Below are 13,879 nucleotides of genomic sequence, written 5' to 3'. Positions count from 1 at the left end.
GCCGCGAGGAGGCCCGACCTACCCTGGGGGCATGGCACGCTCACCTCTCACTCTAGCGGCGTCGGTGACCTCGGCTCTTCCCCGCGTGGGTGTCGTGAGCGTCGGCGCGCTGACCGACGGAGGCACCGGCAGGTACGACTCCGCGATCGCCGAACTGGACGACGGACGCCGCGTCATCGTGCGGGCGTCGACGGATGATGCGGCAGCCGACGCGCTCGCAGCCCAGGCGAGGGCACTGCGCGCTCTCACCCCCGGCGTGCGCGCGCTGCTGCCGTTCGCAGCACCGGAGCTGCTCGGCGAGGCGGACCTCGATTCGGGTCGCGCGGTCGTCCTGGACTTCATTCCCGGCTACCACGTGGATGCGGCGCACGTCCCCGCGGGGCCGGGTACCGCTACCGCCCTGGGCGACGCGATCGCCGCCGTTCACGGTCTTCCGACGACGATCGTCCGCACTGAGGGGCTGACGTCCCTGACGCCGGAGCAGTCGCGTGCCGAGGTCGTTCGGCTCGTCGATCGCACCGAGCAGACGCGGCGGGCGCCTGTGGCCCTCATCACCCGCTGGCGGCAGGCGCTGGCGGCATCGCACCTCTGGCGGTTCGAGGCATCCGTGGTCCTCGGCGGGGTGGATTCGGTCGACTTCCTGTTCGCCGACGGCCCGCAGGGACTGCACATCGCCGCACTGCTCGAGTGGTCGGGCCTTGCGGTCGGCGATCCCGCGATCGATCTGCGATGGACATCCTCCGCCCCGACCGCAGCCGCCGACGTGTTCGAGGCGTACGCCGCGGCACTGCACCGTGCGCCCGACGCCGGGCTGCGCACGCGCGCCCGCATGTATGCGGAGCTCGAGTTCGCGAAGTGGCTGCTGCACGGCGTCGAGGAGGACGACGAGGAGATCATCGAAGATGGGGTCGCGCTGCTGACCGCGCTCGCCGACGGAGTGAGCGCCGACAGCCTCGTCGCCGACACCGAGCCCGATGTGGAGGATGCGCTCGCCATCCTGGGCCGGGTCGCCCCGGCCGCGACGGCCACCATCGACACGTCGATGCAGACAGATGCGTACGACGCCGAGTCCCTGTCCGAATACCTGGAGACCGACGATCTCACCGCGGCGGTGGTCCGCGCCGCGGTGGCGTCCGATTCCGCGGTCGGCAGGACGATGACGGCGGACTCGCCGGCCGCCTCATTCCCCGCGACGCCGCACGACGACACGCAGCCGATCGATACGGCCGAGCTCGTCGCACTCGCCGAGCGCGCCGTGGCCGGCATGCGGCCCACGGACGGCGCAGCCCTGCAGGTCCTCGACGACTCGCCCGTCGTCCCCAGTGCCGCGCCCCTGAGCACGGGCCCTTTGAGCACGGCACCCGCCGGCACGGCACCCGCCAGCCCAGCACCCACCGGCACGGTACCCACCAGCCCATCACCCACCAGCGCATCCCCCATCAGCGCCGCCCCCATCAGCGCCGACGAGATCGATCCTGTGGCTGATCAGGCGGACGCGGAGCGCGCCTCCCGTGCCGCGCTCCACCGCTGGGCGAGGTCGGACTCCGAGTAGACCCGGTCATCCCGCAGGACGAGGTCGTCGCCGACGTAGTACAGGGCGACGTCGATCTGGTCGAGCGGCACGCCGTGCCGCTTGTGATAGGCGACGCGGTACAGGGCGAGCTGCAGCATCCGCTCCTCGCGCTCGCGCGCGGTGGCGGGCGGCCTGCCTGTCTTCCAGTCGACGATCTCGATCCGCCCACCACGGCGATAGACGGCGTCGAGCTTGCACACCACGATGTGATCCGCACCAGTGCCGTCATCGAGCGAGAAGTCGATCTCCGCCTCGACCTCGAGCGGGGCGAGGTGTCCCCACTCCGAGGCCTCGAAGATCGCCTGCAGCCGGGCGAGCTCAGCCGCATCCTCGGCTCCCGCCTCGCTGTCGGGCTGGTCGATGTCGGACTCCCAGAGTCCGTCGTCCGGAGAGGGACCGACGCCTGCGCGCTCCGCGCGCTGCTCGACCCACGCGTGGAAGAGGGTGCCCAGCCTCGTCTGGCGGTAGGGCCGCTCGGGCACAGGGCGGGCCACGGCGCGCACCGTCGCATCGAAGGCCGTCACATAGTCCTTGAACCGTGATGCCGGGATGCGCGTCGGCGGCGCGATGTCCGTCCCCGCCGCTCGAGCGTCGCGCTCCGCGAGGAGGCGGATCAGCTCGTCGTCGGGGACAGCATCCCCGGCCTCCATCGCCGCCGTCACCGCGCCCGCCGCCTCCCGCACGACCGGGCCGCGCGCACCGAGTGGGTCGAGCGGCCACGCGAGGATCTGTCCGCCCCGGTCGAGGTACGGGTTGTCGCCGGGGTCGGCCTCGGCCAGCGGCTCGCGGCCCAGGGCATCCAGCATCTGGGCGAGGTACGGGCTCGGGCGCCGCGACCGCAGCTGCCCTCCCCACGTCGACCCCGTCAGCAGCAGGTCGGTGCGGGCGCGCGTCACCGCGACGTACGCGAGTCGACGCTCCTCCTGCTCCTGGTAGGTGCCGCTCCCCTCCTTGAACGTTGCGATCGCGTCGGCGAGCTCCTTGCGCGTGGCCTGTGCCTGCGCGTCCCACACGAGGGCAGGCAGCGCGGCGCGGTCACCGCGGAAAGCGTAGGGCAGCGTCCCGAAGCCGAGCCAGCCGAGCTTCGTGCGCGGGGATTTCGGCAGCTCGCCGGCCACGAGACGCACGACGGCCACGGCATCCCATTCCAGCCCCTTCGACCCGTGGATCGTCAGCAGCTGCACGACACCCGGCTGCGGAGGTTCCGTGCGCGGGACGAGCTCGTCGGTCTCCTCGGCGTGATCGAGCCACGCAAGCAGGCTCGACACCGATCCCTGCTCGTCGCCGGCCAGGAATCCGCGCACCTCGTCGAGGAACGCCCGCAGCTGTGCCGAGGCGACCCGCGCCGCGCCCCGCGTCTCGTTGGCGGCAAGCTCGACGTCCAGCCGGAGTTCGACCTCGATCAGCCGGATGAGATCCGGGATCGGCTGCGCGGCCGCCCGCCGCAGCCGAGAGAACATCTCCCCCGCCTCCCGGAGTCGCGCGAGGCCCTCTGCCGTGAACCCGTCGAGCAGTCGATACTCCTCGCGGGTCGTGCGCACGAACTCCAGCGCGTCGATGATGGAGAGCTGCTCGTCGATCCCGGCCGAGCCGCGCACGCGCGCGGCGAGTTCCGGCTCGAGCGGCTGGAGCGAGCCGTCGCGGCGCGACAGGGCATCGGCGAGCTCACCCAGGGCTCCGAGATCGGCGACGCCGATGGCGAATCGCGGCCCGGACAGCACCCGGATGAGGGCGGAGCCCTGGCTCGGATCGTGCACGACGCGGAGCGCCGCGACCACATCCACGACCTCGGGCGTCGAGAGGAGGCCGCCGAGGCCGAGGATCCTGTGCGGGATGCCGCGTCGCGCCAGGGCATCCGCGAACGTGTTCATGTGCCGCTTCGCGCGGAACAGCACCGCACCCGAGTGGGCCCTCTGCTCGACGGGCGGCAGGCCGGCGTCCGCACGCTCGCGTGCCGCGGCCGCCAACGCGGCGGCGTGCGCAGCACGGACCTGCGCGAACCATTCCGCGACCGCATCCGCCTCGTCGTCGATCGTCGCCTCGAAGCGGCATGCGACCCGTCCGCCGCCGGCACCCGGCCGGGACTGCAGGGCCCCCACGGGCACGGTGCCGTGCGCCGTCCCGGCGACGAGGCTGTTGGCGGCAGTGAGGATCTCGACGTCGTTGCGCCAGCTGACCATCAGTCCATGGTGCTCGCACTCCGTCTGCCGGGCGAAAGCGCCTGCGAACGCAGTGAGATTGTCGGCGGATGCGCCGCGCCAGCCATAGATCGACTGGTTGGGGTCTCCGACGGCCATCACGGCGCCGTCGTGGAAGATCTCGGCCAGCAGCTGGGTCTGGATCACCGACGTGTCCTGATACTCGTCGAGGAGCACGACGCGATACTGCTCGCGCAGCTGCTCCCCCACCGCGGGTGACTGCTCGACGATGTCGAGCGCGCCGGCGACCTGGTCGGCGAAGTCCAGCGTCTCCTCGATCGTCTTTCGCTGCGCGTAATCGCGGACGAGGCCTGTGAGCACCGGGAGGCCGGTCATCGCGGCGTGGAACTTCTCGATGTCGCCGGGACTCTGCAGCTGCGGATTCACGAACGGCTCGACGCGACGCGCCCAGTCCTCGGCGAACGCGTCGAGGCGATCGAGGTCCGCCCGGTTGTCGAGCACCTCGCCGGCCAGGGCGCTCACGGCGTCCACGACGGTCGAGAACGCCTCGCCGCGCTCTGCGAGGCGTTCGTCGACGGATGCGATCACCACCCGCCGTGCGAGCAGCCATGACGCGGACTGACTCATGAGTGCGGCGTCGGGGTCGCGTCCGATGCGGGCGCCGTGCTCGCGCACGATGGCGTCAGCGAACGAGTTGTAGGTCGCGACTCGCGGCCGCAGGAGCGCGTCCTCGGCGACGGAGGGGGTCGCCGAGACGCCGAGACGAACCGCGAGTGAGTCGAGGTAGGCGCTCAGGGCGACTCGCCGTGCGCGGGAGGCGGCATCCCCCATTCCCGCCCAGAACCGGGCGAGCTCCCCCGACGCCGCAAGGGCATCGATGTGCGGGACCAGCCCGCGCCGCGCGTACTCGTCGATGCTCGCCAGTCGGTGGTCGATGCGCTCGGCCAGCTCGCCGGCCGCTTTGCGCGTGAACGTGAGACCGAGCACCTCGTCGCGCCTGACGTGCTCGTTGGCGATCAGCCACACCACTCGGCCCGACATCGTCTCGGTCTTGCCGCTGCCCGCACCCGCCACGACGAGCGCCGGAGCGGGCGGTGCCTCGATGACGGCGCGCTGCTCCGGCGTCGGAGCCGGCAGACCGAGCGCCGCGGCGATGCCCTCGGCGCTGACGGTCGCGACGCGGTCCCAGGCAGCGCTCATGAGGCGGACACCGCCTTCACGGTGTGGATGCCGCAGACGGCGAACCGATCCGTGCGGCAGTGGGTGTCGAGGTGCGCGTCGAACGAATCCGAGGCCATGCCCACGGCGACGTCGACGATCCGCTGCAGGAAGGCCGTGCGGACCTCGGGTGTCATGGGCTCCTGTCGGGCGAGCCGGTACTGCGTGTTCTTGAGGGTCTTCGAGAGGACGAGCAGTCGCGCGCCCGCGTTGGCCGCGGGGTCCGCGCCCGGCACATGACCTTCGAGAAGTGCGAGCTGATAGGCGGCGAGCTGCGGGTCCTCGACGACCTTGGCATCCGACACGCGGTCCTCGGAGCGCCCGGTCTTGAGGTCGACGATGACCACGCGCTCCGCGTCGGGGCGCCCCGCGTGCGCGGGCACCTCCTCACCTGCGCCGGGCGGGTACACCTCGACCCGGTCGACCGAGCCGCTGAGCAGGGCGATGCGCCGGCCCTCGAGGCTCTCCCCCTCGCTCATCACGAGCACCTCGGATCCGGAATCCATATCGACGCCGATCCGGAAGCGCGCCTCCGCACCGATCGCCCGTCCGCCCTCGCGCGCCACCCGAGAGAGGTAGGCGTGGAGCCGGGCGACGAGGACGCCCGCCCAGGCGTGCTCCTTCTGCGACAGCCACGGCGCCTCGAAGTCGAGCTCGCCCCACCGTGCGTCGACGAGCGCCTGCAACTCGGCCAGCGCGCCACTCGGCACCTCCTCGAGAGCGGCATGAAGGATCGTGCCCACCCCGGCGGAGGACGAGCGGCTGTCGCCGCCGAGCGCCCTCACCGCCCAGTCCAACTCGCACTGCGCGAAGCCCTCCAGCTTCGACGGCGACACGTGCACGGGTCCGCGGGCGGGATCCCGCAGCGGAGCGTCGGAGCTCGGGGTGGCGATGCCGTACCACTCGGCGGGATCGGCCCCGGCGACGCGAGCGGCGGCGAGGAGCGACAGCTGCCCCGCCGCGTGTCGTCGTGCGGGCTCCAGCGATGAAGTCGTCAGCGTCCGCCGGTGCTGCGCGACGAGCCCGCGCAGGGTGAGCGGATGCTGAGGCACCGAAGGTCCGTCGGGGTCGTCGTCGGATGGCGGGAAGTACGACAGCAGCGGACTCGCGCCGAGGTCGTCGTCATCCACGGCCGTCACGACCAGCCGGCTCCGCGCCCGTGAGACAGCGCGAACGAGGAGCCGCAGCTCGTCGTGCAGGACCGCTCGCCGACGGTCGAGCACTGCCGGGGCATCGGGAGCGGATCGCCCCGCGCGCCAGGCGGCCACGTCGTCGGCGAGTCGCCAGGTGTCGAGCAGGCCGCCACGCAGGCGCACGTTCGGCCACACACCGTCCTGAACCCCGGCGATGACGACGGCCTCGAACTCGGTGCCGAGTGCCGCTGCGGGCGTGAGCAGGGTCACCGTCTGTCCGCGGTCGGGAGCGGCGAGGATGTCCTCGGGCACGTCGCCGTCGAGGATGCGGTGCACGAACGGCCAGGGTCCGTCCTCCGGCGCCCGCTCGACGGCGCGCTTGGCGGCATCGAACAACGCGACGAGGGCGTCGAGCGCATGATCGGCCTCCGCCGCGAGGATGCCGGCGCTTCCCGCCTGCTCGCGCCACGCATCGCCGAGTCGTCTGCCGGTGCCGGCCTCGCGCGCGCGGTCCCACGCGGTCCACAGCAGATCGTGGATCGTCGCCCCGCGCTCAGCGTCCTCGCGCAGCCGCTGCAGCGTCACGCCGAGCCGCTCGGCGATCCCCCCCTCCCGCGTGCCGAGGAGCCCGAGCTCGAGCGGCGTCGCGAGCGCCGCGCGCAGCAGCTCGCGCGCAGGCGGGGCGGGTGGGGCTCCGTCCGCCTGCGCCTCGCGCAGGGCAGCGTGCCGCAGGCGCGCGCGCAGCCGTCGCAGGCCCACCGCATCCAACCCGCCGAACGGGGAGAGCAGCGCCGAGGACAGCCGATCGGGGTCGCGCTCGAGCGGCGGGGTGAGCCCGAGTCGGACGATCTCGACGAGGTCGCGCACGACCTGCTCCCGGCCCAGCGGGCGCTGGACCCCTGCCGCCCGCGTGGGCACCTCTCGCGCGGCCAGCTCCACCTCCAGAGAAGCCACCTGCCGCGTGTCGTGCGCGATGACGGCCATGTCAGACCATGACACCTCGTCGAGCACATGCCACTCCCGCACCGTCCGCGCGATGCGGTCGACCTCCTCGAATGGCGACGGCGCGACGATCGTCCGGAGCGCGGAATCGTCCTCCTCCGGACCGGGCGGACGTCGGTGATCGACCCGTCCTCCGGCGCCGATGGCGCTCGTCACGGTGCGCGTGGCGCGGGTGAGGGATGCCGCGGCCCGGTGCGGGACGTCGAGCACATGCACCGGACCGAGCACATCGCAGAGCTCGGCGAAGAGCTCCGGGCCCGCTCCGCGGAAGGCGCCCGATCCGATGTCGGGATCGCCGAACGCGAGCACCGCCACGCCGCGCGACCGCAGCGCCCGGATGAGCTCTATCCCTCCGCGGGTCAGCTCCTGGGCATCGTCGACGAGCGCGACGCGCAGTCGTGCCGGGGGCCCGAGCTGCGGCTCCGCCGCCTCTCCCGGCCGGGCGTCGCGGAGGATCGCGGCCGCCTCGGCGACCAGGTCGGCCGCCTCTCGGTGAGCGGCCCGCATCTGGCCCATGATGTCGCGGTAGTCGCGCAGGAAGGATGCGGCGGCCACCCACGCCGGCCGTCCGCACGCCGATCCGAGCGCGGCCAGCTCGGCCGGCTCGATGTGCAGCTGCGCGCACTCGGCGATGAGCGCCCGCAGCTCGGTGCGGAAGGACCGCGAGGCGCGGACATGGGATGCGAGGCCCTCCGGCCAGCGGTCGCCTGCGCGCGCCGCATCCTCTGCATCACCGGCGAGAAGCTCCGCGATGATGCGGTCCTGGTCACCGGCGGTCAGCAAGAGCGGCGGCTCGTCGCCGCGTTGCACCGCCGCAGCGCGCACGAGCTGGAACGCGAAGGATGCGAGCGACCGCGCCAGGGGGCCCGCCGTCGCCTGCCCGGCCGCGAGCGCGAGCCGGTCGCGCAGTGCCGTCGCCGTCTGACGGGTCGGCGTGAGCACGAGCAGCCCGTCGGTCGGCAGCCCGCCCGCGAGCAGGGCACCCACCCGCGCAGCGAGCGCCGACGTCTTGCCGGTCCCCGGCGCTCCGATGACGACTCCCGACGCCTGCACACCGAGGTCGACGACCGATCGCTGCGCCGCATCCAGAACCATGCCGTCCATACGCATGCCACGCTAGCGCGCGCCTCGGACACCGGCCGTCAGGCGTTCGCCCAGAGCGTTCCGCGTCGGGGCCGGGCCCTGCGAGCGTGTCGTAGAGTGGCGATGCGCGCTCAGAGAGCACGCGTTGGACATCGAGAAAGGCACCGCCCCGTGGAGATCCGCATCGGCATCGCGAACACCGGCCGTGAGCTCAACTTCGAGACGAACGACTCGGCCGACACGGTCAAGAAGGCGCTGGCCGACGCGCTGGACGCCAAGGCGACGCACGTGACCTTCGCCGACGCGAAGGGCGCCACCTACATCGTGCCGACGGCGGGCCTCGCCTATGTCGAGCTCGGTACCGAGGAGTCCCGCCGCGTCGGATTCGTGGCGTGACATGCAGATCCTGCTGGCTCTGCTGTTCGGGGCGGCCGTCGGCGCGCTCGTCCACTTGACGCTCTCCGGCCGGGAGACGCGGGGGGTCGCGCTGACCCCGATCGCGGGCGCCGTCGTCGGCGGCGCCGTGTGGCTCGCCCTGACCTGGGCGCACCTGACCGTCGACAACCCGTGGCTGTGGATCGCCTCCTTCGCCGCGCCGTTCGTCCTCTACCCGATCGTCGCGGCGCTGACCGCGAGCCGTCGGCATCACGATCGGGCCGAGCGGGTCCGGCTCCGCCTCGTCTGATCGCGGACGCAGCCGTTACGCCGCGAGCCCTATCTGCGACATCCGTCGATCATGAGCGGCGAGCAGCTCGGTGAACACGGGCTCGACCTTCTTCTCGTCGACTTCGTCGAGTCGCACGGGTGCGAGCGCGGCACGGGCGATGAGCAGCGTGTCGCCGACGAGGCGCCGTCCCCACAGCGACAGCAGCGATGCCCACTCCGGGTCGCTCCGGATCGTCCGCATCAGGATCGCGACGACTCCATCGCTGTCGTCCGGCGCCCGCAGGATTCCGGCCGCTGCGCGGCCCTGCTCGCCGTAGCTCGACGAGAGGGACACGTAGAAGTCGTCGAGCATGCCGGCGGTGATGTGCACCGACAGCATCGTCTCCGGCGTGCGCATGCCGTGCGTCGCATCCCGGAACGCGTCCAGCTGCTCGCGGAACGGGAGCATCAGCGCCGTCGGGTCGTCGCCCCCCGCGCGCATGAGCGCCACGAGCTTCTCGTGCTTGGCGAGAGCCGCACCCGCGGCGCGCGAGAGCGCTTCCTTGTCGGCGAGTCCGGGCGTTGCCGAGATCAGCTCGCTGAGCGTCTCGAAGAAGCCCAGCTGCAGATACGCGGCCTGGCCGAGGAACGTGTCGATGTCGGGGGCGAGCTCGGCGAAGTCCACGAGCGTGGCGTCCGACACCTCGTCCCGCGACCGTACGCGGAGGGTGCGCCGCGGCTCGCGTCGACGCCGCAGCCATTCCCACATGGAGTCCACCTTAGAGCCGCGCGCTGCCGCCAGAAGGGCTGAGGGGGCGCTCTCGGGCTGGCCCGCTATCCTGGTAGCCGTCCCGACGTCGGATCGGGGCCCCGCGCCTGCGCAGATGAAGGGCGTGGATCCATTTCCGCGACGCCCGCCGTCGCCCTCATCGCACAGACAGGTTCATATCGTGACGACCTTCGCCGACCTCGGCGTCGACCAGGACATCGTCGACGCTCTCGCCGCTCGCGGCATCGTCGACGCCTTCCCCATCCAGGAGCAGACGATCCCCCTCGGCCTTCCCGGCCAGGACATCATCGGGCAGGCCAAGACGGGCACCGGCAAGACCTTCGGCTTCGGCATCCCCGTGGTGCAGCGCCTGGGTCTCGAGCCCGAACCCGGCGTCAAGGCGCTCATCGTGGTGCCGACCCGTGAGCTCGCCGTCCAGGTGTACGAGGACATCGACATGCTCACGTCCAACCGCTCGACGAGCGTCGTCGCGATCTACGGCGGCAAGGCGTACGAGGGGCAGATCGAGCAGCTGAGGGCGGGCGCGCAGATCGTGGTCGGCACGCCCGGTCGTCTCATCGACCTCGCCGGCCAGCGCCTGCTCGACCTGTCCCACGCCACCGAGGTGGTGCTCGACGAGGCCGACAAGATGCTCGACCTCGGCTTCCTGCCCGACATCGAGAAGATCTTCCAGAAGATCCCTGCCGTCCGGCACACCCAGCTCTTCTCCGCGACGATGCCCGGCCCCATCATCGCGCTGGCCCGCCGCTTCATGTCGAATCCGATCCACATCCGTGCGACCGACCCCGACGAGGGCCTCACGCAGGCGAACATCCGCCACCTCGTGTACCGCGCGCACTCCCTCGACAAGGACGAGGTCATCGCGCGCATCCTGCAGGCCGACGGTCGTGGCAAGACCGTGGTCTTCACGCGCACGAAGCGTGCCGCTCAGCGGCTCGTCGACGAGCTCGGCGACCGCGGCTTCAACGCGGCCGCCGTGCACGGCGACATGAGCCAGGAGTCGCGCGAGCGCTCGATGGCGGCCTTCAAGGCCGGCAAGCGGGACGTCCTCATCGCGACGGACGTCGCGGCCCGCGGCATCGACGTCGACGACGTGACGCACGTCATCAACCACACGATCCCGGACGACGAGAAGACCTACCTGCACCGCGCGGGCCGCACCGGCCGCGCGGGCAAGACCGGCATCGCGGTGACCTTCGTCGACTGGGAGGACCTGCACAAATGGGCCCTCATCAACCGCGCGCTCGAATTCGGCCAGCCCGAGCCCGTGGAGACCTACTCCTCGAGCCCGCATCTGTTCAGCGACCTCGACATCCCCGCAGGCACCAAGGGCCGCATCGCGAGCGCGCCGAAGGCCGCCAAGCCCGAGGGTCGCGAACGCTCCGCACCGCAGAGCGCGTCCGAGGCCGCGGCGGAGGACACGACCCCCGGCGGCACGCGCCGTCGTCGCCGTCGCTCGCGCGGCGGCGAGCGGGTCGGCTCGACGTTCGAAGGCGACAAGCCCGTGGCGGCCGAGGTCGCCGCATCGGCGGCAGGTGGCGAGCGCGCAGACTCCGGTGACGGCGTCGGCACGCACGACGGCGCGGGCAAGGAGCATCACGACGGTCACCCGGCCCCCCGTCGGCGTCGCCGCCGCCGCGCCCCTCGTCCTGACGGCGGCACCGCGGCCTGATCCGCCTGTCGGGCCCCGGCATCCGACGTCGAGACGGATGTGATGCACGGAGCCTCACCGTCACGCCATAATCACTTCTATCGGGCGCTGATTCAGCGTCCGGACGCTGCCCTCGACGCAGCGCCCTTCTAACTAGGAGTGTCAATGGGCTTTGGGTCCAACCTCGGGGACATCATCTGGATCTTCCTCTGGTCGTTCTTCTTCATCGTCTACCTGATGGTGCTGTTCTCGATCCTGACGGATCTGTTCCGCGACCACTCTCTCAACGGCTGGTGGAAGGCCGTCTGGATCATCTTCCTGATCTTCGTCCCGTTCCTGACCGCGCTGATCTATCTGATCGCGCGCGGCCGGGGCATGGCGGAGCGCGGCATGAAGCAGGCGACCGAGGTCAAGAAGCAGCAGGATGCCTACATCCAGCAGGTCGCAGGCTCGTCGAGCGCGACCGACCAGATCGCGCAGGCGAAGGCCCTGCTCGACGCGGGCACGATCACGCAGGCCGAGTTCGACCAGCTGAAGGCCAAGGCGCTGAGCTGACCTGAGCCGAGAAGCTCGTTCCGGAGCGCCCCTGTCCGCCTACGGGTAGACGGGGGCGCTTCCGCGCGCGCGATCGATGATGCGCGCGACCATCGCGTCGTCGGTCGTGTTCTCGCCGGGGAGGTTCGGCTTACCGTGGCCGTGGTAATCGCTCGAGCCGGTGACGATGAGGTCGCGGTCGGCGACGAGACGGCCGAGGATGCGCATCCCCTCCGCCGTGTTCTCGCGGTGGCCGAGCTCGAATCCGGCGAGACCCGCGTCGAGCATGTCGTTCACGAGCGGCCGCGGCAGCACGCCCGCCCGCCCGGCGGGGTGGGCGATGATCGGGACTCCGCCGGCACCCACGACGCGGGCGACCGCGGTGACCGGGTCGGGCGCGTAGAGCGCCACGTAGTAGTCGCCGCGAGGGCTGAGGATGCCGCCGAACGCCTCCGCCCGATCGCGGACGTAGCCGCGGGCGACGAGCGCATCGGCGATGTGCGGGCGGCCGACGGTCGCGCCGTCCGAGGTCTGGGCGGCGATGTCGGCCCACGTCAGGTCGTAGTCGCGCCCGATGCGCGCCGCCATCTCCTGTGCTCTGGTGAGCCGTGAGGCGCGGATGCGCTCCGTGAGCGCGCGCAGCGGCTCGTCGTCGGGATCGAAGAGGTACGCGAGAACGTGGACGCTCCGCCACTCCCAGCGGGAAGACAGCTCCATGCCGGGCAGAAGCGTCATGCCGAGCGACATCGCGGCCTCGGCCGCTTCCGCCCACCCGGCGGTCGTGTCGTGGTCGGTGAGCGCGACCGTGCGCAGACCGTGACGATGGGCCGCCGCCATGACGTCCGCAGGCGCTTCCGTGCCGTCCGAGATCGCCGAGTGGAGGTGCAGATCGCTCGGCCCCTCGAACCTCCGCGCCGCCGCCACCATCCTCCGAGCGTATCGGCCCGCACGACGGCCATGCGGACCTGCGGCGGGGCGCCGCATCCATGCCGCACCCCACCTCCGCTCACGACATCTCCAGGCTCCTCGCATAGAGTCGCGAGAGTGTTGCGTGTGACGGGGATCATCGTGGCGCTCGTGTGCGCGGCCGCTGCCCTGGTGCTCACCTGGCCGCAGCTGCTGAAGCTCGAGCGCACGTATCCGTTCGCCCAGGCGGTCGCTTTCCGGGGCATCGGGGTGGGCGTGTGCGTCGGACTCTGCCTCGTGCTCCTGCTCTTCGCGATCATCCGTCCGGTGCGCCCCATCGCGCTCGCGCTCGCGGCCGTCGTGGGCCTCGCCGCCGTCGGCGGCGGGCTGGTCCTCATGAGCCGCGGGATGGGCACCGACGCGCTGCCCGCGAAGGGCGCGAAGAGCATCCGGGTGCTGACCTGGAACACCGCGGGCGCCGCCACGGGCGCGCAGACGATCGCCCAGACGGCGGTGGCGATGGATGCCGACATCGTCACGCTGCCCGAGACGACGATCGAGACCGGCGAGAAGGTCGCGCTCGCGATGCGAGCGATGAACCACCGCATGTGGGCGTACCACACGCAGTACGGCGAGCACGGATGGGATGCGAGCTCCACGACGCTGCTCATCTCTCCGCGTCTCGGCGACTACTCGGTCGTGGCGTCCTCCGTCAACGGCTCGACCGGCACCTCGACCGTGCCGAGCGTCGTCGCGATGCCCGTGAGCGGAACGGGCCCGGTCGTGGTGGCCGCCCACGCCGTCGCCCCCCGCGCCGCATACGTCGCCCGGTGGCAGTCGGATCTGCGATGGCTCGCCGACCAGTGCGGGTCGGCCGACGTCATCATGGCCGGCGATTTCAACGCGACCCTCGACCACATGAGCGGACTCGGCGTGAAGGACGCGACCCTCGGCAGGTGCACGGATGCGGCGAGCCGCACGGGCAACGGAGCAGTGGGCACCTGGCCGAGCTCGATGCCTGCGCTGCTCGGCTCCCCCATCGACCATGTCATGACCACCACCGCCTGGCGTCCCACCGGGTCCGTCGTGCTCCGCTCGCTGGACGGCTCGGGGAGCGACCACCGCCCGCTCGTCGTCCAGCTCGAGCCCGCGACGGGCTGACTCGCGGCACCTCCCTCACGGAGT

10 protein-coding genes are annotated in these 13,879 nt (G+C 71.9%); 6 read left to right on the top strand and 4 right to left on the bottom strand.

The genetic code is table 11. The features are described from left to right. Positions 1 to 31 precede the first annotated feature (31 nt). The gene (locus AC0NZN_RS12590) at positions 32 to 1,552 is read left to right on the top strand and encodes a protein kinase family protein (RefSeq protein ID WP_474592652.1); all 1,521 of its coding nucleotides are present in this window, start codon (positions 32 to 34) and stop codon (positions 1,550 to 1,552) included. On the opposite strand, the gene AC0NZN_RS12585 is transcribed toward AC0NZN_RS12590, so the two are convergent. Both AC0NZN_RS12585 and AC0NZN_RS12580 read right to left on the bottom strand, forming a co-directional pair. Continuing rightward, positions 1,486 to 4,932: a UvrD-helicase domain-containing protein gene (locus tag AC0NZN_RS12585; RefSeq protein WP_474592651.1), complete on the bottom strand. Its 3,447-nt coding sequence runs from the start codon at positions 4,930 to 4,932 to the stop codon at positions 1,486 to 1,488. The genes AC0NZN_RS12590 and AC0NZN_RS12585 overlap by 67 nt on opposite strands. Then, complete coding sequence (locus AC0NZN_RS12580; RefSeq protein ID WP_474592650.1) at positions 4,929 to 8,189, bottom strand: PD-(D/E)XK nuclease family protein; 3,261 nt, start codon at positions 8,187 to 8,189, stop codon at positions 4,929 to 4,931. The genes AC0NZN_RS12585 and AC0NZN_RS12580 overlap by 4 nt, the downstream gene beginning before the upstream one ends. 150 nt (positions 8,190 to 8,339) lie before the next feature. Here AC0NZN_RS12580 and AC0NZN_RS12575 point away from each other — a divergent pair, with 150 nt between their 5' ends. Together AC0NZN_RS12575 and AC0NZN_RS12570 are read left to right on the top strand one after the other, a co-directional pair. Beyond that, positions 8,340 to 8,564, top strand: coding sequence for a DUF3107 domain-containing protein (locus AC0NZN_RS12575; RefSeq protein ID WP_474592649.1), 225 nt, complete (start codon positions 8,340 to 8,342; stop codon positions 8,562 to 8,564). Position 8,565: 1 nt separating this feature from the next. Continuing rightward, positions 8,566 to 8,853: a GlsB/YeaQ/YmgE family stress response membrane protein gene (locus AC0NZN_RS12570; RefSeq protein WP_474592648.1), complete on the top strand. Its 288-nt coding sequence runs from the start codon at positions 8,566 to 8,568 to the stop codon at positions 8,851 to 8,853. A 15-nt stretch (positions 8,854 to 8,868) separates the two neighbouring features. On the opposite strand, the gene AC0NZN_RS12565 is transcribed toward AC0NZN_RS12570, so the two are convergent. Continuing rightward, the gene (locus tag AC0NZN_RS12565; RefSeq protein WP_474592647.1) at positions 8,869 to 9,582 is read right to left on the bottom strand and encodes a ferritin-like fold-containing protein; all 714 of its coding nucleotides are present in this window, start codon (positions 9,580 to 9,582) and stop codon (positions 8,869 to 8,871) included. A 181-nt stretch (positions 9,583 to 9,763) separates the two neighbouring features. Here AC0NZN_RS12565 and AC0NZN_RS12560 point away from each other — a divergent pair, with 181 nt between their 5' ends. Both AC0NZN_RS12560 and AC0NZN_RS12555 read left to right on the top strand, forming a co-directional pair. Further along, positions 9,764 to 11,275, top strand: coding sequence for a DEAD/DEAH box helicase (locus tag AC0NZN_RS12560; RefSeq protein ID WP_474592646.1), 1,512 nt, complete (start codon positions 9,764 to 9,766; stop codon positions 11,273 to 11,275). Between the two features lie 144 nt (positions 11,276 to 11,419). After that, positions 11,420 to 11,809 (top strand): SHOCT domain-containing protein, encoded by a 390-nt coding sequence (locus tag AC0NZN_RS12555; RefSeq protein ID WP_474592645.1) that lies wholly within the window; start codon positions 11,420 to 11,422, stop codon positions 11,807 to 11,809. A gap of 39 nt (positions 11,810 to 11,848) precedes the next feature. On the opposite strand, the gene AC0NZN_RS12550 is transcribed toward AC0NZN_RS12555, so the two are convergent. Beyond that, the gene (locus AC0NZN_RS12550; RefSeq protein WP_474592644.1) at positions 11,849 to 12,715 is read right to left on the bottom strand and encodes a PHP domain-containing protein; all 867 of its coding nucleotides are present in this window, start codon (positions 12,713 to 12,715) and stop codon (positions 11,849 to 11,851) included. A 126-nt stretch (positions 12,716 to 12,841) separates the two neighbouring features. On the opposite strand from AC0NZN_RS12550, the gene AC0NZN_RS12545 reads away from it, so the two are divergent. Continuing rightward, positions 12,842 to 13,855: an endonuclease/exonuclease/phosphatase family protein gene (locus AC0NZN_RS12545; protein WP_474592643.1), complete on the top strand. Its 1,014-nt coding sequence runs from the start codon at positions 12,842 to 12,844 to the stop codon at positions 13,853 to 13,855. Positions 13,856 to 13,879 lie beyond the last annotated feature (24 nt).

Source organism: Microbacterium sp. sgz311019, assembly GCF_056135325.1.
This window is presented reverse-complemented; position numbering and strand designations above follow the sequence as displayed.

Coding starts and splice junctions, on each gene's coding strand:
- AC0NZN_RS12550 (WP_474592644.1), bottom strand. CDS start 12,715: ATGGTGGCGGCGGCGCGGAGGTTCGAGGGGCCGAGCGATCTGCACCTC.
- AC0NZN_RS12585 (WP_474592651.1), bottom strand. CDS start 4,932: ATGAGCGCTGCCTGGGACCGCGTCGCGACCGTCAGCGCCGAGGGCATC.
- AC0NZN_RS12590 (WP_474592652.1), top strand. CDS start 32: ATGGCACGCTCACCTCTCACTCTAGCGGCGTCGGTGACCTCGGCTCTT.
- AC0NZN_RS12580 (WP_474592650.1), bottom strand. CDS start 8,189: ATGGACGGCATGGTTCTGGATGCGGCGCAGCGATCGGTCGTCGACCTC.
- AC0NZN_RS12565 (WP_474592647.1), bottom strand. CDS start 9,582: ATGTGGGAATGGCTGCGGCGTCGACGCGAGCCGCGGCGCACCCTCCGC.
- AC0NZN_RS12570 (WP_474592648.1), top strand. CDS start 8,566: ATGCAGATCCTGCTGGCTCTGCTGTTCGGGGCGGCCGTCGGCGCGCTC.
- AC0NZN_RS12555 (WP_474592645.1), top strand. CDS start 11,420: ATGGGCTTTGGGTCCAACCTCGGGGACATCATCTGGATCTTCCTCTGG.